Source organism: Ponticoccus sp. (in: a-proteobacteria) (genome assembly GCF_048381735.1).
Window position 1 is genome coordinate 195,671 of record NZ_JBLXGL010000003.1, and the last position, 25,826, is coordinate 221,496.

25 protein-coding genes and 1 riboswitch are annotated in these 25,826 nt (G+C 67.8%); of the genes, 10 read left to right on the forward strand and 15 right to left on the reverse strand.

All coding sequences use genetic code 11. From position 1 onward, the window contains the following. Window positions 1–89: 89 nt before the first annotated feature. Window positions 90–1,070, reverse strand: a complete 981-nt coding sequence (locus tag ACN5KJ_RS08025; RefSeq protein ID WP_418593188.1) for a glycosyl hydrolase family 8 — start codon at window positions 1,068–1,070, stop codon at window positions 90–92. Window positions 1,071–1,256: 186 nt separating this feature from the next. Next, window positions 1,257–1,808: a hemerythrin domain-containing protein gene (locus ACN5KJ_RS08030; RefSeq protein ID WP_418593190.1), complete on the reverse strand. Its 552-nt coding sequence runs from the start codon at window positions 1,806–1,808 to the stop codon at window positions 1,257–1,259. A gap of 336 nt (window positions 1,809–2,144) precedes the next feature. On the opposite strand from ACN5KJ_RS08030, the gene ACN5KJ_RS08035 reads away from it, so the two are divergent. Next, window positions 2,145–2,834 carry a winged helix-turn-helix transcriptional regulator gene (locus tag ACN5KJ_RS08035; protein ID WP_418593192.1) on the forward strand — a complete coding sequence of 230 codons (690 nt, stop codon included), beginning with the start codon at window positions 2,145–2,147 and terminating at the stop codon, window positions 2,832–2,834. Between the two features lie 30 nt (window positions 2,835–2,864). On the opposite strand, the gene ACN5KJ_RS08040 is transcribed toward ACN5KJ_RS08035, so the two are convergent. After that, a complete protein-coding gene (locus tag ACN5KJ_RS08040; protein WP_418593194.1) occupies window positions 2,865–3,182 on the reverse strand; it encodes an antibiotic biosynthesis monooxygenase family protein in 318 nt (105 codons plus the stop codon). A 194-nt stretch (window positions 3,183–3,376) separates the two neighbouring features. Between ACN5KJ_RS08040 and ACN5KJ_RS08045 the strand changes: the two genes are divergently transcribed. The 3 genes from ACN5KJ_RS08045 (at window position 3,377) to ACN5KJ_RS08055 (ending at window position 5,798) form a co-directional block, all read left to right on the forward strand. After that, window positions 3,377–4,084: a DUF484 family protein gene (locus tag ACN5KJ_RS08045; RefSeq protein WP_347165690.1), complete on the forward strand. Its 708-nt coding sequence runs from the start codon at window positions 3,377–3,379 to the stop codon at window positions 4,082–4,084. 84 nt (window positions 4,085–4,168) lie between these two features. Next, complete coding sequence (locus tag ACN5KJ_RS08050; protein ID WP_347165691.1) at window positions 4,169–5,092, forward strand: tyrosine recombinase XerC; 924 nt, start codon at window positions 4,169–4,171, stop codon at window positions 5,090–5,092. A 100-nt stretch (window positions 5,093–5,192) separates the two neighbouring features. Beyond that, window positions 5,193–5,798 (forward strand): glutathione S-transferase, encoded by a 606-nt coding sequence (locus ACN5KJ_RS08055; RefSeq protein ID WP_418593197.1) that lies wholly within the window; start codon window positions 5,193–5,195, stop codon window positions 5,796–5,798. Window positions 5,799–5,987: 189 nt separating this feature from the next. Here the strand turns inward: ACN5KJ_RS08055 and ACN5KJ_RS08060 are convergent, their stop codons facing one another. Then, window positions 5,988–6,635, reverse strand: coding sequence for an outer membrane protein (locus ACN5KJ_RS08060; protein WP_418593199.1), 648 nt, complete (start codon window positions 6,633–6,635; stop codon window positions 5,988–5,990). A gap of 218 nt (window positions 6,636–6,853) precedes the next feature. On the opposite strand from ACN5KJ_RS08060, the gene petA reads away from it, so the two are divergent. From petA to ACN5KJ_RS08075, 3 genes are read left to right on the forward strand one after another with little or no spacing between them, the layout of a single operon-like run. After that, window positions 6,854–7,453, forward strand: a complete 600-nt coding sequence (gene petA / locus ACN5KJ_RS08065) for a ubiquinol-cytochrome c reductase iron-sulfur subunit (protein WP_418593201.1) — start codon at window positions 6,854–6,856, stop codon at window positions 7,451–7,453. Between the two features lie 12 nt (window positions 7,454–7,465). After that, complete coding sequence (petB, locus tag ACN5KJ_RS08070) at window positions 7,466–8,806, forward strand: cytochrome b (protein ID WP_418593203.1); 1,341 nt, start codon at window positions 7,466–7,468, stop codon at window positions 8,804–8,806. An 18-nt stretch (window positions 8,807–8,824) separates the two neighbouring features. Continuing rightward, complete coding sequence (locus ACN5KJ_RS08075; protein WP_347165694.1) at window positions 8,825–9,601, forward strand: cytochrome c1; 777 nt, start codon at window positions 8,825–8,827, stop codon at window positions 9,599–9,601. 337 nt (window positions 9,602–9,938) lie between these two features. Here ACN5KJ_RS08075 and ACN5KJ_RS08080 read toward each other — a convergent pair whose 3' ends face one another. Genes ACN5KJ_RS08080 through ACN5KJ_RS08090 form a run of 3 tightly spaced genes read right to left on the reverse strand, consistent with a single transcriptional unit; the run spans window position 9,939 to window position 13,091 of the window. Beyond that, window positions 9,939–10,637 (reverse strand): ATP-binding cassette domain-containing protein, encoded by a 699-nt coding sequence (locus ACN5KJ_RS08080; protein WP_347167936.1) that lies wholly within the window; start codon window positions 10,635–10,637, stop codon window positions 9,939–9,941. After that, window positions 10,624–12,138 carry a thiamine/thiamine pyrophosphate ABC transporter permease ThiP gene (locus ACN5KJ_RS08085; protein ID WP_418593205.1) on the reverse strand — a complete coding sequence of 505 codons (1,515 nt, stop codon included), beginning with the start codon at window positions 12,136–12,138 and terminating at the stop codon, window positions 10,624–10,626. Before ACN5KJ_RS08085 ends, ACN5KJ_RS08080 begins: the two co-directional genes overlap by 14 nt. After that, window positions 12,114–13,091 (reverse strand): thiamine ABC transporter substrate-binding protein, encoded by a 978-nt coding sequence (locus tag ACN5KJ_RS08090; protein WP_418593207.1) that lies wholly within the window; start codon window positions 13,089–13,091, stop codon window positions 12,114–12,116. The genes ACN5KJ_RS08085 and ACN5KJ_RS08090 overlap by 25 nt, the downstream gene beginning before the upstream one ends. A 44-nt stretch (window positions 13,092–13,135) precedes the next feature. Next, window positions 13,136–13,290, reverse strand: a riboswitch (TPP riboswitch). Window positions 13,291–13,385: 95 nt separating this feature from the next. Between ACN5KJ_RS08090 and aroC the strand changes: the two genes are divergently transcribed. Beyond that, window positions 13,386–14,486 carry a chorismate synthase gene (aroC, locus tag ACN5KJ_RS08095; protein ID WP_347165696.1) on the forward strand — a complete coding sequence of 367 codons (1,101 nt, stop codon included), beginning with the start codon at window positions 13,386–13,388 and terminating at the stop codon, window positions 14,484–14,486. A 140-nt stretch (window positions 14,487–14,626) separates the two neighbouring features. On the opposite strand, the gene ACN5KJ_RS08100 is transcribed toward aroC, so the two are convergent. The 7 genes from ACN5KJ_RS08100 to ACN5KJ_RS08130 form a co-directional block, all read right to left on the reverse strand. Beyond that, complete coding sequence (locus ACN5KJ_RS08100; RefSeq protein ID WP_418593209.1) at window positions 14,627–16,483, reverse strand: methyl-accepting chemotaxis protein; 1,857 nt, start codon at window positions 16,481–16,483, stop codon at window positions 14,627–14,629. A 178-nt stretch (window positions 16,484–16,661) separates the two neighbouring features. Next, window positions 16,662–17,564, reverse strand: a complete 903-nt coding sequence (locus tag ACN5KJ_RS08105; RefSeq protein ID WP_418593210.1) for a DMT family transporter — start codon at window positions 17,562–17,564, stop codon at window positions 16,662–16,664. Between the two features lie 187 nt (window positions 17,565–17,751). Beyond that, window positions 17,752–18,849 carry a site-specific DNA-methyltransferase gene (locus ACN5KJ_RS08110; RefSeq protein WP_418593565.1) on the reverse strand — a complete coding sequence of 366 codons (1,098 nt, stop codon included), beginning with the start codon at window positions 18,847–18,849 and terminating at the stop codon, window positions 17,752–17,754. An 89-nt stretch (window positions 18,850–18,938) separates the two neighbouring features. Then, window positions 18,939–19,568 carry a ribonuclease HII gene (locus tag ACN5KJ_RS08115; protein ID WP_418593211.1) on the reverse strand — a complete coding sequence of 210 codons (630 nt, stop codon included), beginning with the start codon at window positions 19,566–19,568 and terminating at the stop codon, window positions 18,939–18,941. A gap of 56 nt (window positions 19,569–19,624) precedes the next feature. Then, a complete protein-coding gene (locus ACN5KJ_RS08120; protein ID WP_418593213.1) occupies window positions 19,625–19,936 on the reverse strand; it encodes a hypothetical protein in 312 nt (103 codons plus the stop codon). A gap of 493 nt (window positions 19,937–20,429) precedes the next feature. After that, window positions 20,430–22,073 carry a chaperonin GroEL gene (gene groL, locus ACN5KJ_RS08125; RefSeq protein WP_418593215.1) on the reverse strand — a complete coding sequence of 548 codons (1,644 nt, stop codon included), beginning with the start codon at window positions 22,071–22,073 and terminating at the stop codon, window positions 20,430–20,432. Between the two features lie 81 nt (window positions 22,074–22,154). After that, on the reverse strand, window positions 22,155–22,466 hold the full coding sequence (locus ACN5KJ_RS08130) for a co-chaperone GroES (RefSeq protein ID WP_347165701.1): 312 nt from the start codon (window positions 22,464–22,466) through the stop codon (window positions 22,155–22,157). 589 nt (window positions 22,467–23,055) lie between these two features. On the opposite strand from ACN5KJ_RS08130, the gene ACN5KJ_RS08135 reads away from it, so the two are divergent. Continuing rightward, window positions 23,056–23,970: a DMT family transporter gene (locus ACN5KJ_RS08135; protein WP_418593216.1), complete on the forward strand. Its 915-nt coding sequence runs from the start codon at window positions 23,056–23,058 to the stop codon at window positions 23,968–23,970. Window positions 23,971–24,025: 55 nt separating this feature from the next. Here ACN5KJ_RS08135 and ACN5KJ_RS08140 read toward each other — a convergent pair whose 3' ends face one another. Beyond that, window positions 24,026–24,697, reverse strand: a complete 672-nt coding sequence (locus tag ACN5KJ_RS08140) for a DUF2161 domain-containing phosphodiesterase (RefSeq protein ID WP_347165703.1) — start codon at window positions 24,695–24,697, stop codon at window positions 24,026–24,028. An 82-nt stretch (window positions 24,698–24,779) separates the two neighbouring features. Between ACN5KJ_RS08140 and ACN5KJ_RS08145 the strand changes: the two genes are divergently transcribed. Continuing rightward, window positions 24,780–25,772 (forward strand): TraB/GumN family protein, encoded by a 993-nt coding sequence (locus tag ACN5KJ_RS08145; protein WP_418593218.1) that lies wholly within the window; start codon window positions 24,780–24,782, stop codon window positions 25,770–25,772. Window positions 25,773–25,826: the final 54 nt, after the last annotated feature.

The window sequence follows — 25,826 nt, forward strand, 5'->3', positions numbered from 1 at the left end:
TCTGCCTTGGGTTGTATTGCTGATCGGATTGGAAAGCGACCCCTTCTTCGGGAATCTGTGGCGGGCACCAAGGCGTTACGGGGTGGCGATCATCCCCCTTCGCGCCAGGCGACCTGCGCCAGAAGCGCAAGCGTATCGGCATAATACCCCTGACCGGGGCGCGGTGCGGTCGGCGGCCTGCCTGCCGCAAGATCCGCCACGGCCCGAAAGCCCGCCGCATCGCTTTGCTCCAGCATCCTCCCCGAGGGGTCGGTCACCGTCGCCACATGGCGGTCCAGGGTGGCCGCCGCGAAACGGGTGCCGGCGAATTCCAGTGCGGCATGGTCCGCGCGCCCGGACCAGAAAAGGTAAAGCGGAATGCGCAGCGCGTCCCAGCCGAAGGCGGTCGACAGATCCGGCGCGGGTTCGATGCCCTGCGGCGTGACGTTGATCCAGTCCCGCAGGGCGTCCGGATCCTGCAGCAGACGCTCGCCATGGGCCGCCGTGCGCAAGAGTTCGTCCGCGCCCGTGGCCTCGCCCAGCTCGATCAGCGCCCGGATCATGTAATACGAGGGATTCACGATGACGGAGTCGCGGGTGGCCGTCATGTGAAGCGCGGGCCGCAGCAGCAGCTCGTCGGGCGCTCGCGGGTCGGGGACCAGACACTCTGCGACAAGGGCCCGGCAAATCTGCGCAAGCTTCTCCGCATGGTCCCGCCACCCGGAATCCCGGGTGGCGCGCAGCAGCGCCCAGGCGCGCAGCAGGTCGCCGTCGCTCGCCACTCTCAGGTCGTCCGGCCCCCGCACCGGCCAGCGCCAGGCCAGCAGCCCATCGGACCGCACCGCAAGGTTGGCCCGGGTCCAGCGTTCGATCCGGTCAAAGGCCGCGCGGTCGCCCAGGGCCTGCGCCAGCACAAGCCCGTAGGCCTGCCCCTCGGAGTGGCTGATCCCGCGGTTTCCATTGTCCACCACGCGCCCGTCGTCCGCGAGGTACGCCGCCTTCCACTGGCTCCAGGCATCCCCCTGCGGCTGCGCCCAGCTTGGCAGGGCGGCAAAACTCGGCAAGGCCAGTATAACATTGCGTCTTTTCATTTGGCCCTCGACGATATGCGGCAACCCGGTGGCGCCTTTGACGACCCGCCCCTGCGGGACCCGTCCCCATCCCGATGCTGCCACGCGTCCGGCTGAAGTTCCACGTTTCAAACGCAATGTTTGGACGCTGACGTCTGAGTGTCGAACCGCCGTCCGAACAGCCGCATCGCGCCGGGGCGCGCGCCCCTAGTGCAGCCCCTCGGCACCGTCGCGCAGGATGACCGGAACGATCAGCTCTTCCTCGTCTTCCAGATGGCGGTTCAGGAAGCGTTCGAACGACAGCACTTCCTCGCGGAAGGCCCCGGCTTCGGTCCGGCCTTGCAGGACACCGTTGGCAGAGCGGGTGAACCGCTCCAGCAGCCCGTCCAGCGCGTGGTGATCGCGGTCGAGGATCTCGAAGCCGCGCTCCAGCCTCGCCTCGCGTTTCACCAGCACGGGAAAATAGTGCATGTCCTCGATCTGGTGATGGCCGTGCAGCTGCTGCACCAGCATCCCGCCGTAGCGCGACAGGCGCCCCTGCATGGCCTGGGGGTCCAGACGCCCGTCCACCGCCTGCTCGGCATCGCTGCGCAGCGCGTCGCAGAGGCGGCGGAACATCATGTGCCGGTCCAGCCAGAACTCGACCAGCCCGGCAAAATTCGGATGCGCCTGCCAGCCCGTGCGCGGGTAGTCGGCCAGAAGGATGCGCAGCGCCTCGGGAAGGCCCTCGCGGCTGAGAAGGTCAAGATCGTCGGTCATGGCGCAAAGGTGGTCAGGGCGCGGATGAAGTCAACGCCGCCCGCGCACAGGCCCCTGCGGCTGGCGCACAAAGACCGGGCCCCTGTCGGCCCGGCGGACAACAGCGACACGGACAAAGCCGGTCAAATGCGCCGGATAGTCTGCCCCCTACAGAGGGCGCGCGCAGCGGGGCTGTCACAGTCTGACCACATTTCGCCGCTACCCCTCTGGCCCAGCGACAGAATGCGCCGCAACGGTCCGCACCGCCAGAAGGCCGGAACCCAGGGCCCGAGACCGCCATGCGCGTGGCCCGCCCGGGTCGCCGCTGGCCCCGCCTCAGAGCGTGAGGATCGACGAATGCGCTACCTGATCGCAGAAACCGACTGGACCCTTATGAGCCTCGCCGCCCGGATCCTCGGCACCGGCACCCTGCTGACGCGGACCGACCGGATCGAGGACATCCCGCATTTCCTCGGCCTTGGCGGCGCCGACCTGCTGATCCTTGGCGCCGGCCAGATCGGCCCGCATGGCCTGTCGCTGCCGATCCTGCGGCGCGCGGCGGCCGGCATGCCCATCGTCCTGATCGCGCGCGGGGCCTCTGCCGCGCAGGTCGCCCTGTGGCTGGAGGCCGGAGCCGACACGGTCATCGCCACCGACCGGCCCCTCGAAGAGGCGGTGGTCATGCTGGAGGCGGTGGCGCGGCGCGCCCATGGCCTGCCCCAGCCGCAGATCGACTACGGCGCCCTGCGGCTCGACCTGAACCGCCGTCAGGCCTATGTGCTGAACTGCCCGATGAAGCTGAGCCCGAAGTTGTACGAGCTGCTGGAATACATCGCCCTGCGCCCCGGCAGGCTTGTGACCCGCGCCGCGCTGCTGAGCCACATCTACGGGCTGGAGGAAGAGCCCGATCCGCGGGTCTTCGACGTCTATATCTGCAACCTGCGCGCCTGCCTGGCCGCCGTGGCCGACTGCCTGGACATCGAAACCGTGCGCGGCGCCGGGTTCCGCCTTGCCGTCCGCCCTCAGGACGCCGTCATCGCCGCCTGACCGCCTGTCGGCGGGGCAGCCGCGCGGGCGTCAGAAGGTCGCCGCCACCTCATAGAGCACCGGTTCGAAACTGCGGCACAGGGTGTTGAGCCGCCGGTTGGTCTCTCGCATCCGGTCGGATCGCAGCATGGCAAGGAAATCCTCGCGCCGCTCCCACTGGGAATAATTGGCGATCCGGGTCTGGGCGTCGTTCACATGCAGGCCGGCCGCGATAAAGCCGGGCTGCTGCGAGATGAAGCCCGAATAGGCCTCTTGCAGGGCCTCCAGCAGGTCCTGGCAATTGCCCGGGCTTGTCTCGAAGGTGGTCAGGACGGTCTGGTGGCTGCTCTGGGCTGAAATCTGTGGCATGGCGGCTCCTCCTCCGCCCACATTGCCACGAAACGCGGGCGTGTCCAAACCTCCGCGCCTGCGTGGCGCCGTCCGCCCCGCCGGGCGGATTGCCTTGACAGGGGACCGCCGCGGGGGCCAAACAGGATGAAACCAAAAATGGTAGCCGGCGCAACAATGTCGCCGGGGCGAGCAGCGCAGCACACAGGACCGACATGACCAGTACCAAGCGAATCGAGGAGTCCCTTCGCGAGTCGATCATCTCGCGTCCGGACATGATTCTGGACGACAAGGACCTGATGCAGGCGCTGATCTCGGCCAACGAGCGCGCCATGGGCGGCAATATCGTCGACCTGCGCGGCATCGCGATGGAGCGGCTGGAAACCCGGCTCGACCGGCTGGAGGATACGCACCGGTCCGTCATCGCCGCCGCCTACGAGAACCTTGCCGGGACCAACCAGATCCACCGCGCCGTGCTGCGCATGCTGGACCCGCTGGAGTTCGAACCCTTCCTGAAGGACCTTGGCGGCGAGGTCGCGCAGATCCTGCGCGTCGACCGCATCCGCCTTGTGCTGGAAACCGCGCAGGACGGCAACGACACCGTGGTCGACCGTCTCGGCGAGGTGCTGACCGTGGCCGCGCCGGGCTTTGCCGACCGCTTCGTGTCCGAGGGCCGCTCGGCCCCGGTGCGGACGGTCACGCTGCGGCAGGTCGAACGCGGCGACCCCCGCATCTACGGCGAGGACGGCAGCTGGATCCGCTCCGAGGCCTGCCTGAAGCTGGACTTCGGCCCGGGCCGCCTGCCCGGCCTGCTGGTCATGGGGTCCGAGGATCCGCACCAGTTCACGCCGCAGCAGGGCACCGACCTGCTGGCCTTCTTCGCCGGTGTCTTCGAGCGCGCCATGCGCCGCTGGCTTGGCTGAGACGCACGACCCGGGCGCGCCCCTGCCCCGCGCCCGGTTTCGGGGGACCCGCTCTGGACCGCGCCGCGCGCGAAGGACCCTGCCATGACCCTGACCATTTCCCCCGCCGCCCGTGACGCCCTGTCCGGCTGGCTTGACGCCCAGAAGGCGCTCAGGAACGCCTCCGCCAACACGCTGGAGGCCTATCGCGCCGACGCGGTGGAATTCGTCGCCTTCCTGACCGCCCATCACGCCGAACCGCAGGGGCTGGCGCCGCTGGCGCGCGTCACCACCCCGGACATGCGGGCCTGGATGGCGCATCTGCGCCGCGAGGGGCTGGCCGCCCGGTCGGTCGCACGCAAGCTGTCGGCGGTGAAAAGCTTCTACCGCTGGCTGGCGCAGCGCGAGGGGTTCGAGCCGACGGCGGTGCTGTCCGCCCGGGCGCCGAAGTTCCAGAAGAAACTGCCCCGCCCGCTGACCGAGGACGCCGCCCGCGCGATGATCGACACCGTCGGGATGCAGTCGCAGACAACCTGGCAAAGCGCGCGCGACATGGCGGTGGTGACCCTGCTTTACGGCTGCGGACTGCGGATCTCCGAGGCGCTGGGGCTGACCGGGCGCGACCTGCCGCTGGGCGAGTCGCTGCGCATCCTCGGCAAGGGCCGCAAAGAGCGCATCGTGCCGGTCCTGCCGGTGGCGCGGCGCGCGGTAGAGAGCTATCTGGCCCTGTGCCCCTACCCCATGGAGCCGGACGCGGCGGTGTTTCGCGGCGCGCGCGGCGGGCCGCTGAACCCGCGCCTGATCGCCAAGGCGACGGAACAGGCCCGCATGCAGCTTGGCCTGCCCGCCACGGCCACGCCGCACGCCATGCGCCACAGCTTTGCCACGCATCTGCTGGGCGCGGGCGGCGACCTGCGCGCGATACAGGAACTGCTGGGCCATGCCTCGCTGTCCACCACGCAGGCCTATACGGCGGTCGACGAGGTCCACCTGATGAAGGTCTACGAGGCGACGCACCCCAAGGCGTGACGCGGTCCGGTCCGGCCCCGCCACCGGCCTTCGCCGCCCCTTGACGCGCCCCGGTCCCCGTCCGACTGTGCGCGCGCCAAAGCCCGGGAGGAAACGGCCCATGAAACTGCTGCAATCCGACGCATCGCCCTTTGTCCGCAAGGTCCGCGTGACCCTGCACGAGACCGGGCAGCAGGACGATGTCGAGATGGTCAAGGTGACCACGACAGCGCTGAACCCGGACCCGCGCGTGCTGGCCGCCAATCCCACCGGCCGCATCCCCGCGCTGGAACGAAACGACGGCCCGACGCTGTATGACAGCCGGGTGATCTGCCGCTTTCTCGACGACCGGGCCGGGGCGAACCTCTACCCCGCCTCGCGGCTCTGGGACGTGCTGACGCTGGAGGCCACCGGCGACGGCATCATGGATTCGACCGTTGCCATGTCCTACGAGATGCGCCTGCGCCCGCAGGAAAAGCAGTTCGAGGACTGGATCGAGGCGCAATGGGCCAAGGCCGACCGCACCATGGGCGCGCTGGAGGCCATGTGGATGGGCGTTCTGTCCGGGCCGGTGACCATGGGGCATATCTCGGTCGGCTGCGCGCTGGCCTATATCGACTTCCGCCACGGCGACCGCGACTGGCGCGCCGGGCACGCCACGCTGGCGAAATGGTTCGAAGGCTTCGCGGCCCGGCCCTCGATGGTCGCGACCGCGCCGCAGGGCTGACGATAGCGGGTGGGCCGCAAACCCACCCTGCCGCAGGGCGGTATGGGTCGCGCCCGCGGGACGGGCGCCGCCTCTTGCTTACGATACCGATGTGGGGCTTTGCTCGTCGGTCTGCGCCGGAGAAGCCAAGGCACAGGTCGGAACAGCAGTGAGTCCAGACGCGGGGCGGGCCCGCGCGCCCTGCCCCGGTCAGAAGTTCAGCGACAGGCCGAAGTTGACCGCGTTGGTCTTGATGTCGGTCTTCAAAGAGCCGCCGCCGTCCAGATCCGCCTCGTTCCACGAATAGGTGAACTGGTATTCGCCGAAGACCGAGAAGCGATCGTTGATCGGATAGCTCACACCCGCCGTGGCGCGTGCCGCCGGTCCGGTGACCTGATAGCCGAAGGTCTTGCCGTTCGGATGCTCCACGTCCACATGCGGCATGGCAAAGCCGATGCCGCCGCCGACATAGGGCGTCGCGGCGCCCCACTGGTTCGGCCAGCGGCGCATCACGTTGGCGGTGATGATATTGTGGCCGTCGGTGAATTCCATCGCCGAGAAGCCCAAAGCCTCGCGGTCGCCCTTGTCGGCATAGACCTTGGCGTGGGTGAATTCGAGCCCGAAGCCCAGCGTCTCGCTCCGCCACCAGGTGCCGCGCACGCCGTAGTAGGGCGGCATCTCGAAGGAATTGCCTTCCCAGCCGATCAGCGCATTGTAGTCGCCGCCGCCCGGCAAGGTGCCGGTGGCGCGGCTGTGCGGCGAGGTCTGCCAGCCGGAATAGAACGACAGTTCCATCTCGGCGGCCGCGGGGGCGGCGCAGGCGGCGACAAGCGCCGAAGTCAGAATCAGTTTGCGCATGAAGGGCGCTCCAGTGAGTGTCACGCGGACATAATCACTCGCATGGGGGTGTTTCAACCGCGACACATCCGCGCTGCGCCCAAAGCGAGGCTTTTGTGTTCTTTACCACATACAAGCGTGCCGTTACACACCGGCACCGGAACGGGTCGCAGAATCTCTCTGCGGCTACAGGTTTTGTTGTGGGTCTCACGCGCCCCAAGAAAAACGGAGAGAACCTCGTGTCAAACGCAGATACCCACGAAGGCACCCGTAGGGACTTCCTCTACTATGCCGCCGCAGGCGCCGGGGCAGTCGCCACGGGCGCGGCGGTCTGGCCGCTCGTCAATCAGATGAACCCCTCGGCCGACGTGCGCGCCCTGTCGACGATCCGCGTCGACGTCTCGGGCATCGGCGAAGGCACGCAGCTGACGGTCAAGTGGCTGGGCAAGCCGGTCTTCATCCGCCTTCGCACCCCCGAGGAAATCGAGGCCGCCAAGGGCGTCGAGATGTCCGAGCTGGTCGATACAGATGCCCGCAACGCCAACATTCCCGCGGGCTCTGACGCCTCGGATGCGAACCGCGGCCTGCTGCCGCCGGGCGCAGAGCCGGGCGCCGACAGCCCCTGGCTGGTCATGATGGGCGTCTGCACCCACCTTGGCTGCGTGCCGATCGGCAATGCCGGCGACTTCGCGCTGGACAGCGGTCAGGGCGGCTGGTTCTGCCCCTGCCACGGCTCGCACTACGACACCGCTGGCCGCATCCGTCGCGGACCCGCGCCGCAGAACCTGCCGGTTCCGCCGGCCGAGTTCCTCGACGATACGACCATCCTTCTGGGTTAAGGAGCGCGCACAATGGCCGGTATTCCGCACGATCATTACGAACCGAAGTCGGGCATCGAGAAGTGGGTGCACACCCGCCTTCCGGTGGTTGGTCTTCTCTATGACACCATCATGATCCCCACACCCAAGAACCTGAACTGGATGTGGATCTGGGGCATCATCCTGACCTTCTGCCTTGCCCTGCAGATCATCACCGGGATCATCCTCGTGATGCACTACACGCCGCATGTCGATCTGGCCTTCGCCTCGATCGAACACATCATGCGCAACGTGAACGGCGGGCACTTCATCCGCTACCTGCACATGAACGGTGCCTCGCTGTTCTTCGTCGCAGTCTACGCGCATATCTTCCGCGGCCTCTACTACGGCTCGTACAAGGCCCCGCGCGAGATCACCTGGATCATCGGCATGCTGATCTACCTCTGCATGATGGGCACCGCCTTCATGGGCTACGTTCTGCCCTGGGGTCAGATGTCCTTCTGGGGCGCGACCGTGATCACCGGCCTCTTCGGCGCCATCCCCCTGGTCGGCGAGCCGATCCAGACCTGGCTGCTGGGCGGACCGGCGGTGGACAACGCCACGCTGAACCGCTTCTTCTCGCTGCACTACCTGCTGCCCTTCGTGATCGCGGCGCTGGTTGCCGTGCACATCTGGGCCTTCCACACCACGGGCAACAACAACCCGACCGGTGTCGAAGTGCGTCGCGGCTCGAAGGCCGAGGCCGAGAAGGACACCGTTCCGTTCTGGCCCTACTACGTGATCAAGGACCTCTTCGCCCTTGCTGTGATCCTGGCCGTCTTCTTCGCCATCGTCGGCTTCATGCCGAACTACCTGGGCCACCCCGACAACTACATCGAGGCGAACCCGCTGGTGACCCCCGCGCACATCGTGCCGGAATGGTACTTCCTGCCCTTCTACGCCATCCTGCGCGCCTTCACCGGTGACGTCTGGGTCGTGCAGATCGCGTCCTTCGTGACCGGCGGCATCATCGACGCCAAGTTCTTCGGCGTGCTGGCGATGTTCGGTGCGATCGCGGTCATGGCGCTGGCGCCCTGGCTGGATACCTCCTCGGTGCGTTCGGGCCGGTATCGCCCGATGTTCAAGTGGTGGTTCTGGCTGCTGGTCATCGACTTCTTCGCGCTGATGTGGCTGGGTGCCATGCCCGCGGAAGAGCCCTATGCGACCTTCTCGCTGATCGCCTCGGCCTATTGGTTCGCCTACTTCCTGGTGATCCTGCCGCTGCTTGGCGTGATCGAGAAACCGCTGGCCCAGCCCGACACCATCGAGGCCGACTTCGACGCGCATTACGCGAAGTCCGGCGGCACCAAGACCGCCGTCAACCCGGCCGAGTAAGAGAAAGGACCGTTTGAGATGTTCAGGAAACTCACCCTCTCGGCCCTGACGGCCCTTGGCCTGATGACCGGCGGCGCCTATGCCGCCGGAGGGGAAGCCCACATCGAGGACTTCGCGTTTTCGTTCGAAGGCCCCTTCGGCACCTATGACCAGATGCAGCTGCAGCGCGGTCTCAAGGTCTACACCGAGGTCTGCTCGGCCTGCCACGGCCTGAAATACGTTCCCCTGCGCGACCTCGAAGCGCTGGGTTACAACGAAGAGCAGGTCATCGCCTACGCCAGCCAGTTCGAAGTCTTCGACGACGAGCTGGACGATTTCCGCACGGCGGTTCCGACCGACCACTTCCCGGAAAACAACGGCGTCGGCGCACCGGACCTGTCGATGATGGCCAAGGCGCGTGCGGGCTTCCACGGCCCCTACGGCACCGGCCTCAGCCAGCTGTTCAACGGCATGGGCGGCGCGGAATACATCGCCTCGCTGCTGACCGGCTACACCGGCGAGACCAAGACCGAGGCAGGCGCAACGCTCTACGAGAACACCGCCTTCCCGGGCGGCTGGATCTCGATGGCGCCGCCGCTGGCGGGCGAGGACGTCGACTTTGACGACGGCCACGCCAACGACCTGCACCACGAGTCCGCCGACCTTGCGGCCTTCCTGATGTGGACCGCCGAACCCAAGATGATGGAGCGCAAGCAGGCCGGTTTCGTCGGCGTGTTCTTCCTCGTCGTCCTGTCGGTGCTGCTGTACCTCGTCAACAAGCGCCTCTGGTACCCGATCAAACACCGCAAGGACTAAGGTCCGCTGCTTCGAAACAGGAAAAGCCCCGCCAATCCGGCGGGGCTTTTTCGTGTTCGGGTCTGTTGGGGGGCGTGCCGGTGGGTCCTGCCCTGCGGCACCTGGCGGTCCGGCCTCGCTGGTCCTTCCCTGCTGGTCGGACCCTGCCTCTCTCACCCTGCCGGTCGGGCCGCACCGGCCCTGCCCCCTTGGTCCGATCTTGCGCCAGTCACCCTGCTGGGCGGTTTCACCCGGACGTCCGGTCCTGCCGGGCGGGCCTGTCGGCCCCGCTCGGTTGAGCGGAGCCTGCCGCTCTCATCCTGTCCGCCGCCCCTGCCGGACAAAGCGCAATGGCGGACTACTGGCCCAGATAGGCGCGGAAGGCCTCTGGCGGGTTGTCGAAGAAGGCCCCGGTCTTCACCGGCGGATGCGCCCTGCCCCCGGCCACCAGCACCACCGCGCGGGCAAAGGCGCGGGCGTCCTCGGGGTCATGGGTGACCATCAGGGTCAGCGCGCCCAGTGCCTCGGCCACCTCCTGCACCAGCGCCAGCATCTCGCGCTTCATCCCCGGCCCCAGCGCCGCGAAGGGTTCGTCCAGCAGCAGGATGGGCCGCGCCATCAGCAGCACCCGCGCCAGCGCCGCGCGGCTTTGCTGGCCACCGGACAGCGTCCCCGGCAGGCGATCGGCCATGCCCTCCAGCCCGACGCGCCTCAGCGCGCCCGTGACACGCTCGCGCTCTTCGGCGCCGGGGCGGCGGCCATCGGGGCGCAGCGCCAGCGTCAGGTTGCGCAAAAGGCTCAGGTGCGGAAAGAGGTTGCCGTCCTGAAACAGGATAGAGACCGGCCGCGCCTCGGGCGGGGTGCGGGTCAGGTCGCGGCCTTCCCATGTCATGCGGCCCGAGACCGGCGCCCGGAACCCGGCGATCCCGTCCAGCAGGGTCGACTTGCCCGCCCCCGACGGCCCCAGTACGGCCACGCGCGCGCCGGGGGCCAGCGCCAGATCCGCGCTCAGGTCGCCCCGGTCCATGGGCAGGCGGATGTCCTCAAGTCTCAGCACCGACGCGCCCTCCCCTGTCGAAGATCCAGAACAGCCCGAGGCTGAACATCAGCAGCAGCAGCGCCGCACCCGCCGCCGCCTCCATCCGGTAGGACCCCATCAGCCGGTAGACCTGCAAGGGCAGCGTCGCCCGGTCCGGGTCCGCAAACAGCGCGATCACGCCAAGGTCTCCCATCGCCAGCGCCGCCGTCAGCCCGGCGGCAAAGCCCAGCGGGCGGCGCAGGCGCGGCATCCAGACCAGCCGCAACCACGCCAGCGGTGTCATCCGCAGGCTGGCCCTGAGGCGGCCATAGTCGCGCGCCACCGCTTCGGCCTCTGGCGTCAGGATGCGCAGGGCGAAGGGCAGCGCCATCAGCGCGTTGATCAGCCCCGTGACGGGCAGCGCCATGGAGAAGGGGTTGACATAGGGCCGCAGCATCAGGAACAGCCCCGTGCCCAGCACCAGCGGCGAGATGGCAATCGAGGAAAGCGCCCACAACTCGCCCCGGCGCGTCGCCAGCGGCAAGGCCCAGAGCAGGCACAGCGCGGTCGAACCCAGCGCCAGCATCAGCGAATGTCCCGCCGCGCGCCATGTGTCGGGGCCAAGCTGGGCCAGCCCCGGCAGCCCGCGCAGCACGACCGTGGCCAGCGGCACCAGCAGGAAGGCCGCCGCGAGGATCAGCCAACCCGCGTCCCACGCCCGAGTGCCAAGCCCCCCCGCCGACAGCGGCAGGGGCCGGTCCAGCCCGGTTCCGAAACCCGTCCCGCGGCTGGCTTTCAGCGCCAGCACACCCGCGCCCAGCCCCAGCGCCAGTTGCACCAATGCCAGCGCCGCCGCGCGCCCAAGGTCGAAGTCGAAGCGCATGGACTGGTAGATCGCCAGTTCCACCGTCGTGGCGCGCGGCCCCCCGCCCAGCGTCAGCGCCACGGCAAAGGAGGTCAGGCAGATCACGAAGATCACCGCGAAGGCCCCCGGCGCGACCCGGCGGATCATCGGCCAGTCCAGCACCCGCGCCCGCGCGCGCGGCCCAAGGCCCAGCGAGGCGGCCAGCCGGAACCGCTCTGACGGGATCGCCAGCCAGCCCTGCAACAGCATGCGCGTCGCCAGCGGCAGGTTGAAAAAGACATGCGCCAGAACGACGCCATGCAGCCCGTAGACGTCGAAGACCGGCAGGCCCAGCGTCGAAAGCACGCCGTTCACCAGCCCGTTGCGCCCGAAGACCGCGATCAGCCCCATGACCGCGACGATCACCGGCAGGATGAAGGGCGCGCCCATCAGCGCCACCAGCAGCCCGCGCCCCGGAAAACGCTGGCGGGCAAAGGCCTTGGCCACCGGCACCGCCAGCGCGACAGAGAGCCCGGCGGAGAGCACCGCCTGCACCAGCGTGAAGCGCAACGCCAGCCAGTCGCCGGGGCCAAGCGCGCCCAGCCCCCCGGCGCGCCAGAGCACCAGCGCGATCGGCCCCAGCGTCAGCGCCGCAAGGGCCGCGCCCGCGACTACTGCGAAAGACCGGCGCGCCATGCCTCGATGGCCTCGTCCCGCAGGTCCGCCGCCTCGTCCTCGGAGTAGAACAGCACCTTTTCCGGCAGGTCGAGCTGCTGGAAACCCTCGGGCCACTTGTCCCTTGGCAGGGCCGCGGGGATCGACCAGTTGCCGGTCGCGATCATCGACTGGAAGTCCTCGGACAAGATGAAGTCCATGAACTGCTGCGCCAGTTCGGGCTGGTCGGTGCCTGCAACCTTGGCGGCCAGCTCGACCATGAAGTAGTGGCCCTCGGGGAAGATCGCCGCCTTCTTGGTAGTGTCCTCCTCGGCGATGATGTGGTAGGCGGGCGACGTCGTGTAGGACAGCACCATGTCCGCCTCGCCGTCGGTGAACAGACCGTAGCTTTCCGACCAGCCCTTTGTCACCGTGACGATCTTCGGTGCCAGCTTCTCCCACGCGGCCTGCGCCCCGTCGCCGTAGACCGACTGCACCCAGAGCACCAGCGCAAGGCCGGAGATCGAGGTGCGCGGGTCCTGGATCACCAGCCGCAGATCGTCGGGCGCGTTCAGAAGCGCGTCGAAAGAGGCGGGCGGCTGGGTCAGCTCAGCGTTGTAGACAAAAGCCGTGTGGCCGTAGTTGAACGGCAGGAAGACGTCGTCGGTCCAATCAATGGGCAGGCTCAGCGCCGAAAGGTCCACCCCGTGCGGCGTGAAAAGGCCGCTTTCGCGGGCCTGCTTGGTCACGTCGGTGTTCAGGCCAAAGACCACGTCGGCCTCTGTCCGCTCGCCCTCCAGCATCAGCCGGGGCAAGAGGTCGCCGGGCTTGAATTGCAGGTCGCAGCCGCATTGCGCCTCGAAGAGCTCCTCGATGCGCGGGCCGGGGCCCCATTCGGACACGACGTAGTCGCCCGCATAGACGGTCAGGACATTGTCTTGCGCCAGTGCGCCCGTGGCAAGAAACAGTCCCGCGGCAAATATCGGTGCCTTCATGGCATCCTCCAGATTTGCGGCGAGAGGGATCAGCTTGGCCGCTGTCGCGCGGCGCTCACCTTCCCTCCGCCGGTGTTAACCGGTTCAGGTTCAACGGGTTGATGCGCTTACGCAAATCTCAGGCAGGTCTTGCTTGGCCAGACCGGCGGAACGGACCCGCCGGGTCGAGGCCGGCGCCCTGCCACCCCGAGGTAAGCGGCACCCTAGGGCTGGGGCAGGACAGTGGCAAGCCGGAAACCCCTTGAGGCGCGGCACGACGCGCGGTAACCCCTGCCCGATCAAGGGGAGCCCGCCATGAGCCTGAACACCTTCGGACATCTGTTTCGCGTCACCACATGGGGCGAAAGCCACGGTCCCGCGCTGGGGGCAACGGTGGACGGCGTGCCGCCGGGCGTGGCGATCGACGAGGCGCAGATCCAGCAATGGCTGGACAAGCGCAAGCCGGGGCAGAACAAGTTCACCACGCAGCGGCGGGAACCCGATGCGGTGAAGATCCTGTCAGGCGTGTTCGAGGGGAGGACCACCGGCACCTCGGTCCAGCTGATGATCGAGAACACCGACCAGCGGTCCAAGGACTATGGCGACATCGCCCAGAAGTTCCGGCCCGGCCATGCCGACATCACCTATTTCCAGAAATACGGGCTGCGAGACTATCGCGGCGGCGGGCGCTCTTCGGCGCGCGAGACGGCGGCGCGGGTCGCCGCGGGCGGGCTTGCCCGCGCGGCGCTGGCGCATCTGGCGCCGGGGATCGAGGTGCAGGGCTACATGGTGCAGATGGGACCGAAGGCCATCGACCGCAGCCGCTTTGACCGCGCCCAGATCGACCAGAACCCCTTCTGGACGCCGGATGCCGTGGCTGCCGAGGACTGGGCCGCGTATCTCGACCAGTTGCGCAAGGACGGGAATTCGGTCGGGGCCGTGATCGAGGTCGTGGCGCGCGGCGTGCCCGCAGGCCTTGGTGCGCCGGTCTACGGCAAGCTGGATACCGATATCGCCGCCGCGATGATGTCGATCAACGCCGTCAAGGCGGTCGAGATCGGCGACGGCTTCGCCTCGGCCACCCTGACAGGCGTCGAGAACGCCGACGAGATCGCCATGGGCCCCGATGGCCCGGTCTACAGCTCGAACCACGCGGGCGGCATCCTTGGCGGCATCTCGACCGGGCAGGAAATCGTCTGCCGCTTTGCCGTCAAACCGACCTCGTCGATCCTGACCCCGCGCAAGACCATCACCGTGGCGGGCGAAGAGACCGAGATCGTCACCAAGGGCCGCCACGACCCCTGCGTCGGCATCCGCGCCGTCCCGGTCGGAGAGGCGATGATGGCCTGCGTGATCCTCGACCACCTGCTGTTGCACCGTGGTCAGGTCGGCGATGCAGGCGGCGTGATCGGCTGACGCACCGGGCCTTCGGCAAAAGCGCCTGCCCCCTTCGGCACCTTCCAACCCCTCGGGGGGCTGCCTGTGTCCGCGTCAACCCGGGGCCTTCAACACCACCGGGCCAGCACGTCAGCGGCGCTGGCCACAGACCGGCTGCGCTAGAACTCGTCCCAGACCGGCCCATCCTGCCCCACCGCCCGCCGGGGCATCGGCGGATCGGGCGGCCCTGCGTCGGGCCATGCCGTGCCGGACAGCGTCGCCTCCTCGATCTGCATCGGCTCGGGGGCGGGTTCCTCGCCTTCCCAGCTGCCATGCAAGAGCCTTCCGCGCTCGGCCGCCGGGATGGTTTCGGCGGCGGGGCTGCGCCCGGCGCCGAAGGCCTCCAGCAGGTCCGTCAGGCGGGTCGCCTCGGCGCTGAGCTGCCGGCTTGACGTGCTGGCCTGCGTGACCATCGCCGCGTTCTGCTGGGTGACCTTGTCCAGTTCCGCCACGCCGACGTTGATTTCCCTGACCCCGGCGGCCTGAGACAGCGCCGATGCGGCGATGTCAGAGACCATTTCGGACACGCCGCTGACGCTTTCGACGATGGCGCTCAACCGTTCCCCGGTTTGCCTGACAAGGTCCTCGCCGTCCTCAACCTGCCGCGTGCTGCCGTAGACAAGGTCCTTGATCTCTGTCGCGGAGGCGGCGGCCCGTTGCGCCAGCCCCCGCACTTCCGAGGCGACGACCGCAAAGCCCTTGCCGGATTCACCCGCGCGCGCCGCCTCCACCCCCGCATTGAGCGCCAGCAGGTTGGTCTGGAAGGCGATGTCGTCGATGACGTCGATGATCTGGGTGATCTGCTCGGAGCTTTTCGCGATAGAGGCCATGGCCGAAGTCGCCCGCTCCATGATCTCGCGCCCCTCTTCGGCGCGGCGACGCCCGTCGGAAACCGCCTCGTCCGCGGATTTCGCCCGCGCCGCCGCTGCCTGCACGCTTTCGGACAGCTCGTCCAGCGCGGCGGCGGATTGCTCCAGCGTCGCGGCCTGTGTCTCGGCCCGGCGCGACATGTCGGATGCCATGCCGGACAGGTCTGCGGCGCTGGTCTCGACCGTCTCGGCACTGCCGCGCAACGAGGATACGAGGCCCTGAAGCGCCTCTGCCAGCGCGTTGAAATCATGGCAGAGCTTTGCATAGCTCTCGCCCAGGTCCCCCCAGTCCCCCGCCTGGATGCGGTGTGAAAGATCGCCGGATTTCAGCTGGCTCATGGCCAGCCCGAGGGCCTGGAAGAGATCGACCCGCAGGCCGTTTTCCCGTTTCGCGCGGGCCTCTGCCGCGTCGGCGGCGGCAAGCTGATCGCGCAGCGCCGCAACCCGGCTGGCGATCTGGCCGACCTCGTCGCGCCGTTGCGTGCCGGTGATCTCCACGGCGAAATCCCGTTCCGCCAGCCGCGAAACGGCCTCCGCGACAGCGCGGACCGGACGCGACAGCAGCCCCCCCGCGACATAGGCCAGCCCCAGCGCCAGAAGGATCGAGCCGATGTAGACGCCCCCGAGGATCAGGTCTGCCCGCTGGCCCTTGGCCTGCGCCTGGGCCGTGGCCGTTTCGGCGCGCGCGCGCAGGCGGGCGCCGAGATCGGTGATCTTGTGGCGGGTCTTGGCCAGCGCCGGCAGGAAGGCGTTCCGGATCGACTGGTATTGCCCGAAGAGCGCCTCGCTGTGGGCATTGTCGTAATGCTGTTCCAGATCCCGCAGCGGCGGCGCCAGGCTGGCCAGTTCCGCGCGCAGCGCGGCCCGGGCGCGATCCGACTGGCCATCAAAGACCGCCGCGCCGCTGTCCAGCGCCCCAAGCGCCGAGGCCAGCTTTGCTTCGAAACCCTGCCACTCAGCCTCGTCGCCCAGGGCGAAGAGCAGCAGGTGGGTTTCGGCTGCATTGAGATCCTGGATCACCGCCATCAGCTGCGCGTTTTCCGCGCTGGTCGCCGCCTGAAGCGCATAGCTGGCGGCAAGGTCGCGTTTCACCAGCCAGGATGTCATGCCCGTGGCAGCCAGTGCCGCAACGAATACCCCCGCCAGAAAAAAAACCTGCGCCCGGATGGAAAACCTGCTCATCTCGACCTCGATCATCCGGGGCCGGACCACGCGCCCGACCCTTCAGGGTCAGGAAATACGCAGAGCAGGTAAACAAACCCTACCGAAGCAGGGTCACAAATGCCTAAGGGTTTCCGACAGTTTTAGGCGCTGTCGCGGGAACCTTGGCCAGTTGCACCGCAAGGATGCCCGCCGCGATGACCGCAACGCCCAGGGCATCCCATGCGTGCAGCTTCTCGCCCAGCAGCAGCGCCGCGATGGCCACCCCGAAGAAGGGGTTGAGGAAATGGAAGGTCGCGGCGCGCACCGCGCCGATGCGGTCGATCAGCATCACCCAGACCAGGGTTGCCGCCAGCCCCGGCACCAGCGTGGTATAGAGGAAGGCCAGAACCAGCTCGACCGACCACAGGATCTCGGGCTGGTGCGGCACCTCGAGCGCCAGCGCAAAGGGCCAGAGCGCGGCGGAGCCGATCAGCATCTGCAGCCCCACCACCATCATGAAGTTCCCGCCAGAGGTCGCGCCCCGCAGCGACAGCGTCGCCACCGCCAGGGCGATGACGCCGATGGTGCAGAACAGGACGCCCAGCGGGTCCATGCCGCCGCCGAACCGGGTGCCCATGATGATCGCCACCCCCACGACCCCCGCCAGAAGGCCCGCCATGGCCACCGGCTTCAGCGGCTCGCGCAGCACCAGCCAACCCGCCAGCGCCACCACCAGCGGCATGGTCGAGGCGATGATGGCCGCCAGCGAGGCCTCGACCCATTGCATGGCGACGAAGTTGAAGCCGAGGTACAGCGCATTCTGGCAGATGCCGAAGAGGATCGTCGCCCGCCACTGGCCGCGCGTCAGGCGCCATGTCTGGCCCATTGCCCTTGCGAGGGCGACGGCGATCAGCCCCGAGATCAGGAAGCGCAGGGCCAGCGACCCCAGGGGCGGCGCGGCGGCGACGATGATCCGCGCCGAGGTAAATGCCGAAGACCACATGGCCGCGAAGGCCAGCCCCATCAAGATCGCGCGCATATCCATGCCAAAGGCATATTTTCAAACGGCGCCGGACGAAAGCGCGTTTTTCAGGGCCGTCCTGCGCCCACAGTCAAAAATGCCCCGCCTGCGACCAGCGCAGACGGGGCCAGTAGGGTGCCCGCGGCATAAGCCTGCAAGGGCACCGGCGGTGTCCGTTCAGGAACTTTGTAGTGGGTTGCGGGAGGCGCGCTTACATCTCGGACCGGATCTGCTGGCGCAGGACGTCGATGGGCACAACCTTGCCCTCGCGCTTGAAGTGCCAGTAGGTCCAGCCGTTGCAGCTGGGTGCGCCTTCCAGATGGGCGCCGACCTGATGGATCGAGCCCTTGATGTCGTCGCCGATCAGCGTGCCGTCGGCGCGCACCTTGGCGGATTGGCCGCGGGCGTTCATCAGCATCTCGCCGGGGCGCAGCATGCCGCGCTCGACCAGCTGGCCGAAGGGCACGCGCGGTTCGGCCCGCTTGGACTGCGTGACCTCCAGCGCGGATTTCTCGAAGGGCCGCACGCGCGAGATGCGCTCTGCCGCGACCTTGCGATAGGCGGCCTCGCGTTCGATGCCGATGAAGTCACGGCCCAGCATCTTGGCCACGGCGCCTGTGGTGCCGGTGCCGAAGAAGGGATCGAGCACCACGTCGCCGGGGTTGGTGGATCCGACCAGCACGCGATGCAGCAGCGACTCGGGCTTCTGCGTCGGATGGGCCTTGTCGCCGTTCTCGTCCTTCAGACGCTCGCCGCCGTTGCAGATCGGCAGAACCCAGTCCGAGCGCATCTGGATGCCCTCGTTCAGGGCCTTCAGCGCCTCGTAGTTGAAGGTATATTTCGCGCCCTCGCCCTTCGAGGCCCAGATCATCGTCTCGTGCGCGTTGGTGAAGCGCTTGCCGCGGAAGTTCGGCATCGGGTTGGCCTTGCGCCAGACCACATCGTTCAGGATCCAGTAGCCCGCATCCTGAAGTGCGGAGCCGACCCGGAAGATGTTGTGGTAAGAGCCGATCACCCAGATCGCCCCGTCGGGCTTGAGCAGGCGGCGCGCCGCCTTCAGCCAGTCCCGGGTGAACTTGTCATAGGCCGCGAAACTGCTGAACTGGTCCCAGTGGTCGTCAACCGCGTCCACGCGAGAGTTGTCGGGGCGATGAAGATCACCCCGCAACTGAAGGTTATAGGGCGGATCCGCAAAGATAAGGTCGACGGAGCCTTCGGGAAGGCTGTTCATCACCTCGATGCAGTCACCCGCAACAATTTGGTTGAGCGGCAGCGTGGGTGCTGCGCCCGTTTTGGTCTTTGTCTTCATCATCTGCCTCAGTCCCGGTGCCTTTTTGGCACTCATTGGTTGAGTAGAGGATGATTCATGCGGGAATCGCGGTCAATTATTAAATTGAATCAGTCACTTGCGATTTCACCTTGCCACAAGATATCGCGCACCGGCCGGAACGAACGTCTATGGAAAGGGGTCACCCCCAGATCTCGGAGGGCAGATTTGTGACACTTTGTCGGATATCCGGCGTTTGTCTCCCAACCATATCCCGGCCACTGTGTCGCCGCCTCCCGCATGACATCATCCCGCCAGATTTTTGCCACAATTGAGGCCGCCGCGATCGACGGGGACCGCGCGTCGCCGCCCACGACGGTTGTCGCCGGGCAACTCAGATCCGGTGGAACCCGGTTGCCGTCGATCAGCAGGTGGTCCGGCGCATGGGGCAGCCCCTCGACCGCGCGGCGCATCGCCAGAAGGCTGGCCTGCAGGATATTGAGCCGGTCGATTTCCTCGACCGAGGCGACACCGACCGAAACCTCTGCCGACTGCCGCAGCAGCGGCGCAAGGAAGGCACGACGCCTGGCGGTCAGCTTCTTGGAGTCGTTCAACCCCTCGGGGATCGACTCGCGGTTCAGCACCACCGCCGCAGCCACCACCGGCCCGGCCAGCGGCCCGCGCCCGACCTCGTCGACGCCCGCGACCCGCGTCGCGCCCTGCGCCCAAAGCGCCTCTTCCAGGTCCAGTCCCAGTGCCATGCGGCGGTGAAAGCGCAAAGCCTGCCGAGTCGCAAGGATTCGGTTGCCGGAATGCGTCAGAGCAGGCCCTCGTCCTGCAATTGTCGCTGCACCAGCGACAGGATTGCCACATCCGCCGGAACATCGCGGGCGGTCCGCCACATATCCAGACCCGCCTGCTCTTCCGGAGAGAGTTGCAGCAGGATCGCCCGGGTGCCGCCGGGCTCTACCGTCGTCTCCCAGCCCCGCCCCGCATCCAATGCGCGCCGCAGGCTCTGGCGCAGCAGGTAGGCCAGCGGCAGATGCGCGGCGGTCGTGCGCACCAGCGCCTGGCGCATCGGTCCGGGAATGGCGAGGGCCAGGGCCTTTCTGGGGTCGCGTCGGCTCATGGGGGTCCCTGACAGCACTACGGCGGCACCCTACCGCGACCCTGCCCCGGGAAGCGACAGCAAAAGGCGCCCTGCCCGCAATGGCGCGCCCGTGAAGCCCCCCGCAGGCCGCCCCCTGCCCTGCCTGAAATCATCGACCTGGCCGCATCCCGGACATGGCCCGCCAGCCTACACCTGCCGTTCAGGGCGAAGGCAGCCTGCCATGGGCCATGACGCGACCACCGACGCGCTGCACGCGATCTTGACCTATGGGTGGCACCGTGGCCGCTCCGATGCCGGCACCGGTGCCGGGGCCGACGACGGCCCTTCCCCGGTGTCCGTCGCCGACATCCCGCCGGGCGGGCCGGGCGTTTTCCCATCGGGCCGGGATGCCAGTGTGGTCGCGGCCCATGCCCCCGAACGTGACAAAGGCGCCCCGGGGGGGCGCCTTTGCTTTGGCTTCTGCGGCGTGGCTCGCAAGAGCCACCCTCACGCTTCCCAGAGGGAAGGGTGATTACATCATGCCGCCCATGCCGCCCATGTCGGGCATGCCACCGCCGGCGGCTGCGCCTTCCTTGGAGGGCTTGTCGGCAACCATGGCTTCGGTCGTGATCAGCAGGCCGGCAACCGAGGAGGCATCCTCGAGCGCGGTGCGGACAACCTTGGCCGGGTCGATGACGCCGAACTTGAACATGTCGCCATATTCGTCGGTCTGGGCGTTGTAGCCGAACTTCAGGTCGCCGGATTCGCGGATCTTGCCAGCCACGACGGAACCGTCGACGCCTGCGTTCTGCGCGATCTGACGCAGCGGTGCTTCGAGCGCGGTGCGCACGATGTCGATGCCGCGGTTCTGGTCGGCGTTGGCGCCGGTCAGACCGTCGAGAGCCTTGCCACCCTGAACCAGGGCAACGCCGCCACCGACCACGATGCCTTCCTGAACGGCCGCGCGGGTCGCGTTCAGGGCGTCATCGACGCGGTCCTTGCGCTCTTTCACTTCGACTTCGGTCATGCCGCCGACGCGGATGACGGCAACGCCGCCCGCCAGCTTGGCCACACGTTCCTGCAGCTTCTCGCGGTCGTAGTCCGAGGTGGTCTCTTCGATCTGCGTGCGGATCTGGGACACGCGTGCCTCGATCTCGGCCTTCTCGCCTGCGCCGTCGACGACGGTGGTCTCATCCTTGGTGATGGTGACCTTCTTGGCAGTGCCCAGCATGTCCATGGTCACGGACTCGAGCTTCATGCCGAGGTCTTCCGAGATCACCTGGCCGCCGGTCAGGATCGCGATGTCCTGCAGCATGGCCTTGCGGCGATCGCCGAAGCCCGGTGCCTTGACGGCTGCGATCTTCAGGCCGCCGCGCAGCTTGTTGACCACGAGGGTCGCCAGCGCTTCGCCTTCGACGTCTTCGGCGATGATCAGCAGCGGCTTCTGCGACTGGATCACCTGCTCGAGCAGCGGAACCATCGGCTGGAGCGAGGAGAGCTTCTTCTCGTGCAGCAGGATCATGCAGTCTTCGAGGTCTGCAATCATCTTGTCGGCGTTGGTCACGAAGTAGGGCGACAGGTAGCCGCGGTCGAACTGCATGCCTTCGACGACATCGGTCTCGGTCTCGAGGCCCTTGTTCTCTTCGACGGTGATGACACCTTCGTTGCCGACCTTCTGCATCGCGTCAGCGATCTGACGGCCGATTTCGGCCTCGCCGTTGGCAGAGATGGTGCCGACCTGGGCAACTTCGTCGGAGTTGTCGACGGGGCGTGCCGCGTTCTTGATCGATTCGACGACCTTGGCGGTCGCGAGGTCGATGCCGCGCTTGAGGTCCATCGGGTTCATGCCGGCGGCAACCGCCTTCATGCCTTCCTTGACGATGGCCTGGGCCAGAACCGTCGCGGTGGTGGTGCCGTCACCGGCTTCGTCGTTGGTGCGGGAAGCGACTTCCTTCACCATCTGCGCGCCCATGTTCTCGAACTTGTCTTCCAGTTCGATTTCCTTCGCCACGGACACACCGTCCTTGGTGATGCGCGGGGCGCCGAAGGATTTGTCGAGCACGACGTTGCGGCCTTTCGGGCCGAGGGTCACCTTCACCGCGTCGGCGAGGATGTTCACGCCTTTCAGCATGCGGTTGCGGGCGTCGGTGTCGAACTTCACGTCTTTTGCAGACATCTGCGTTCTCCTGATCTGATCGTTTGTGTCAAAGGGGTCGCGGCGGCGCTAGGGCGTCCCGCCGTCGATCACCGTGGGCTTTCAGGCAGCGGCAGCCGCGGCGTCATCGGTGATGATGCCCAGGATGTCGCTTTCCTTCATGATCAGCAGCTCTTCGCCGCCGACGTTGACCTCGGTGCCCGACCACTTGCCGAAGAGGACCTTGTCACCCTCTTTCACGGCCATCTCGATCAGCTCGCCGCTGTCCTTGCGCGCGCCTTCGCCACACGCGACGACCACGCCTTCAGCCGGCTTTTCCTTGGCGCTGTCGGGAATGATCAGCCCACCAGCCGTCTTTTCGTCGGACTCAACGCGACGAACCAGCACACGGTCATGAAGCGGTTTGAATGCCATCTCTGAGTTCTCCTGGCTCAAAGTTTTCCATCGCCTCCCCTGTCGGGCGAGGCGTTAGCACTCAGGCTCCCCGAGTGCTAACGGCCTTTAGCTAGGGATCGCGGTGAGTCGTGTCAACAGCGCGGCGCTGGAATTTTCGGGCCGGACGATGGCCTCCGGCCCCGCCCCGGCACGCGCAGGGGAAACATGGGAACGCCGCGCGGAACACGCAACCGGCACGGGGGATCGCCGCCTGTTCCCGGGCGGCGGGGCCGCGCTTGCATCCCGGCGCCCCCGGCAGCGGCGGCCCCGTAGACGGAGACGGCCCCCGACGGTCCTCTTCGAGACCCGAAGCCGCATCCGGCATCGCGGCAACCCCACCCCCATCGGCGCAGGCAAGGACCGCGACGCAGGCCGACGGGACAGGCGGAACCGCGGGCGCCCGCCATGCACGCAGCGCCCGCCCCATCCGCCCCCCCCCCCGACGGTCATCCTTTCGGCTTTCGCGAAAATTCATGCCCTGAACATGCATTTTCCGCGTGCAATCCGCGCCGGACTTTGGTTCCTTGGCCCGGGCGCGCTGTCGCGCCGAAACTATCGGATCCCGTTCATGCCCCAGCCCTCTGCGCCCTTCCGTACGGCGCCCCCTTCCCCGCATGTCGACAACCTGCGCGGAATCGCCCTGATGCTGCTGGGCTTCTTCTTCTTCGCCGCCTGCGACGCACAGGCGAAGTTCCTGACCGACACGCTGCACCCGGTGCAGATCGTCTGGTTCCGCATGATGGGCCTGTTTCTCGGCGTGGTGGTCTTTCTCGGGCTGCGCGGGCTGCACCACCTGCGCAGCGCCCGGCCGCTGCTGCAGATCGGACGCGGCCTGACGGCGACCGTCTCGGCGATCTCCTTCATCATCGGGGTCAGCTACGTGCCGCTGGCCGATGCGGTGGCGGTGACCTTCATCGCGCCCTTCCTCGTGACCATCTTCGGCGCGCTCTTCCTGCGCGAGCCGGTCGGACCGCGGCGCTGGATCGCCGTGGCGGTGGGCTTTTGCGGCATGCTGATCGTGATCCGCCCCGGCATGGGCGTCTTTCATCCGGCGATCCTGTTCATCGTCGTCGCCGCCTTCATGTTCGCCTTCCGCCAGATCCTGTCGCGCTGGCTGTCGGGCGAGGACGGCATCGGCACGACCATCGCCTATACCTCGCTGACCGCGACCGTCGTCGCGACATCCATGCTGCCCTTCGTCTGGGTCTGGCCCGCGGACGCCCGGTCATGGGCCGTTGCGGCGGGGCTGGCCGCAACGGCAGGTCTGGGCGAGCTGCTGGTCATCCGCGCGCTGGCCATCGCGCAGGCGGTGGTTGTTGCGCCGATGCAGTATTCGATGATCCTCTGGGGCACCTTCTACGGCTACATCATCTTTGCCGACCTGCCGGACCAGTGGACGCTGACCGGCTGCGCGATCATCGTCGCCTCGGGGCTTTATACGCTGCACCGCGAGCGGGTTGCCGCGAAACGCGCCGCCGCCTGAGCGGTCCCGGCCCCGCGTCCCTGCCAGCCGCGCCCCTGCGGTGGCGGGCCGGGGCCTAATCCGTGCCCCAGCTATAGGCCCAATGCGCCAGCCCGCGGCTGCCCTCTTCGGTCAGGCTGTAGACGCCCTTGTCCACCTTGGCGAACCAGCCGTAGTGGTTGTCGCGCATGATTGTCGTGGCCTGCCTGACGCCGGTGGCCGCCACCACGTCGCGCCCCCGGCTCTGGCCGTGTTCGGCCAGATGCGCGGCGCAGGCAAGGCTGTCCTGCCGGTAGCCGGTGACGATCCCGTGCCGCGTGGCGCCGCCGTCATTGGGATCGCCGCGCAGGCGGTCGAACTCGCGCAGAAGCCGCGCCTGTGCCCGCTTGTTCTTGCGCGGCGCGTAGGGGCCGGGATCGCAATGCACCTCGACATGGCCGTCCGCCCGCACGGTGATCAGGCCCAGCCCAAGCCGCCGACAGAGCGCCGTGTTGTCCTTCACCGCCCGCGCCGCCTGCTTGCCGGTGGGACGGCCCACGGCGATATAGACCGTGTCGGTCAGCGCCAGCCGCGCCACCGCCTGGGTGTAGACCGCCAGCGCGAAGCGCAGCTTCAGCTCCACGATCACCGGCGGCTCGTCGCCCCGGATCGCCACCAGATCGGCGGCGCCGACCTCTCCCTTGACGCGGTAGCCCTGCCCTTCCAGCAAGGCCTTCACCGGCCCGTATAATTCGCTTTCCCGCCTCATGGCCGCCAACTTTGCCGCTGGGCTTGCCCTTGTCCAGAGCCCCCCTATCCTGACACCCGACCACAGCACCCGAGGACCGCCGATGAACCGCCTTGCCGCCAGCCTTCTGGCCCTGCTCAGCCTGACCGCCCCCGCGCTTGCGGCCTGTTCCGGCACCGCGCTGACGGAAACCCTGACCGCCGAACAGCGCGCCGCGGTCGATGCCCGGCTGGCAGAGACGCCCTATCCGCAGGGCAACCACTGGCGCGCGACCAGGGGCGACGCGGTGGTGCATCTGATCGGCACCATGCATCTGACCGACCCACGCCTTGACGGCCCCGCCGGGCGCCTGCGCCCGGTGATCGAGGGCGCCGACCTGCTGCTGGTCGAGATGGCCAGCCCCGAGAAACAGGAATTCGAGGCCGCGATGAAGGGCCGCCCGGAGATGGTCGTTCTGTCCGAAGGCAGCCTGCCCGACATGATGGCCGAGGCCGACTGGCAGGCGCTGTCCGCCGCGATGGAAACCCGGGGGCTGCCGCCCTTCGTGGGCGCCAGGATGCAGCCCTGGCTGATCTCGATGCTGATGGCGATCCCGCCCTGCCTCGATCCGACCACCGCCACCGAGGACGGCATGGACATCCGGCTGGAGTCCTTTGCCGTCGAGGCCGGCGTGCCGGTGCGCTCGCTGGAACCGCACGAGACCGCCTTCCGCATCTTCAACGAGACGCCAATGGCGGTTCAGCTGTCGATGGTGCGGTCGACCCTCGTCGGGCCGAAGGTGGCCGAGGATCTCTTCGAGACCATGATGCATGCCTATTTCACCGAGAACCACGCCGAGATCTTCGTCGCGATCGAGGTCCTGACGCCCGAGATCTCGCCGCTCACCGAGGCCGAGAACGACGAGGTCACCGCGATGATGCAGGACCGCCTGCTGGCAGAGCGCAATCACCGCTGGCTGCCGGTGATCCTTCAGGCCGTCGAGGACATGCAGGGCCCCGTGGTGGCGGCCTTCGGCGCCGGTCACCTGTCGGGCGAGGAAGGCGTGCTGCGCCTGCTGGAACGAGAGGGGTTCACGCTGGAACGGCAGGCCTTCTGAGAGCGTCCCCTTCCCGGGGGCGGCATCTGCCCCCGGTGACCGCGCGGGTTTGTC

Excerpts from the sequence above, each read along its gene's own strand:
- ACN5KJ_RS08025 (WP_418593188.1), bottom strand. The coding sequence starts at position 1,070 with ATGAAAAGACGCAATGTTATACTGGCCTTGCCGAGTTTTGCCGCCCTG.
- ACN5KJ_RS08030 (WP_418593190.1), bottom strand. The coding sequence starts at position 1,808 with ATGACCGACGATCTTGACCTTCTCAGCCGCGAGGGCCTTCCCGAGGCG.
- ACN5KJ_RS08035 (WP_418593192.1), top strand. The coding sequence starts at position 2,145 with ATGCGCTACCTGATCGCAGAAACCGACTGGACCCTTATGAGCCTCGCC.
- ACN5KJ_RS08040 (WP_418593194.1), bottom strand. The coding sequence starts at position 3,182 with ATGCCACAGATTTCAGCCCAGAGCAGCCACCAGACCGTCCTGACCACC.
- ACN5KJ_RS08045 (WP_347165690.1), top strand. The coding sequence starts at position 3,377 with ATGACCAGTACCAAGCGAATCGAGGAGTCCCTTCGCGAGTCGATCATC.
- ACN5KJ_RS08050 (WP_347165691.1), top strand. The coding sequence starts at position 4,169 with ATGACCCTGACCATTTCCCCCGCCGCCCGTGACGCCCTGTCCGGCTGG.
- ACN5KJ_RS08055 (WP_418593197.1), top strand. The coding sequence starts at position 5,193 with ATGAAACTGCTGCAATCCGACGCATCGCCCTTTGTCCGCAAGGTCCGC.
- ACN5KJ_RS08060 (WP_418593199.1), bottom strand. The coding sequence starts at position 6,635 with ATGCGCAAACTGATTCTGACTTCGGCGCTTGTCGCCGCCTGCGCCGCC.
- petB (WP_418593203.1), top strand. The coding sequence starts at position 7,466 with ATGGCCGGTATTCCGCACGATCATTACGAACCGAAGTCGGGCATCGAG.
- ACN5KJ_RS08075 (WP_347165694.1), top strand. The coding sequence starts at position 8,825 with ATGTTCAGGAAACTCACCCTCTCGGCCCTGACGGCCCTTGGCCTGATG.
- ACN5KJ_RS08085 (WP_418593205.1), bottom strand. The coding sequence starts at position 12,138 with ATGGCGCGCCGGTCTTTCGCAGTAGTCGCGGGCGCGGCCCTTGCGGCG.
- ACN5KJ_RS08090 (WP_418593207.1), bottom strand. The coding sequence starts at position 13,091 with ATGAAGGCACCGATATTTGCCGCGGGACTGTTTCTTGCCACGGGCGCA.
- aroC (WP_347165696.1), top strand. The coding sequence starts at position 13,386 with ATGAGCCTGAACACCTTCGGACATCTGTTTCGCGTCACCACATGGGGC.
- ACN5KJ_RS08100 (WP_418593209.1), bottom strand. The coding sequence starts at position 16,483 with ATGACATCCTGGCTGGTGAAACGCGACCTTGCCGCCAGCTATGCGCTT.
- ACN5KJ_RS08105 (WP_418593210.1), bottom strand. The coding sequence starts at position 17,564 with ATGGATATGCGCGCGATCTTGATGGGGCTGGCCTTCGCGGCCATGTGG.
- ACN5KJ_RS08110 (WP_418593565.1), bottom strand. The coding sequence starts at position 18,849 with ATGAAGACAAAGACCAAAACGGGCGCAGCACCCACGCTGCCGCTCAAC.
- ACN5KJ_RS08115 (WP_418593211.1), bottom strand. The coding sequence starts at position 19,568 with ATGGCACTGGGACTGGACCTGGAAGAGGCGCTTTGGGCGCAGGGCGCG.
- ACN5KJ_RS08120 (WP_418593213.1), bottom strand. The coding sequence starts at position 19,936 with ATGAGCCGACGCGACCCCAGAAAGGCCCTGGCCCTCGCCATTCCCGGA.
- groL (WP_418593215.1), bottom strand. The coding sequence starts at position 22,073 with ATGTCTGCAAAAGACGTGAAGTTCGACACCGACGCCCGCAACCGCATG.
- ACN5KJ_RS08130 (WP_347165701.1), bottom strand. The coding sequence starts at position 22,466 with ATGGCATTCAAACCGCTTCATGACCGTGTGCTGGTTCGTCGCGTTGAG.
- ACN5KJ_RS08135 (WP_418593216.1), top strand. The coding sequence starts at position 23,056 with ATGCCCCAGCCCTCTGCGCCCTTCCGTACGGCGCCCCCTTCCCCGCAT.
- ACN5KJ_RS08140 (WP_347165703.1), bottom strand. The coding sequence starts at position 24,697 with ATGAGGCGGGAAAGCGAATTATACGGGCCGGTGAAGGCCTTGCTGGAA.
- ACN5KJ_RS08145 (WP_418593218.1), top strand. The coding sequence starts at position 24,780 with ATGAACCGCCTTGCCGCCAGCCTTCTGGCCCTGCTCAGCCTGACCGCC.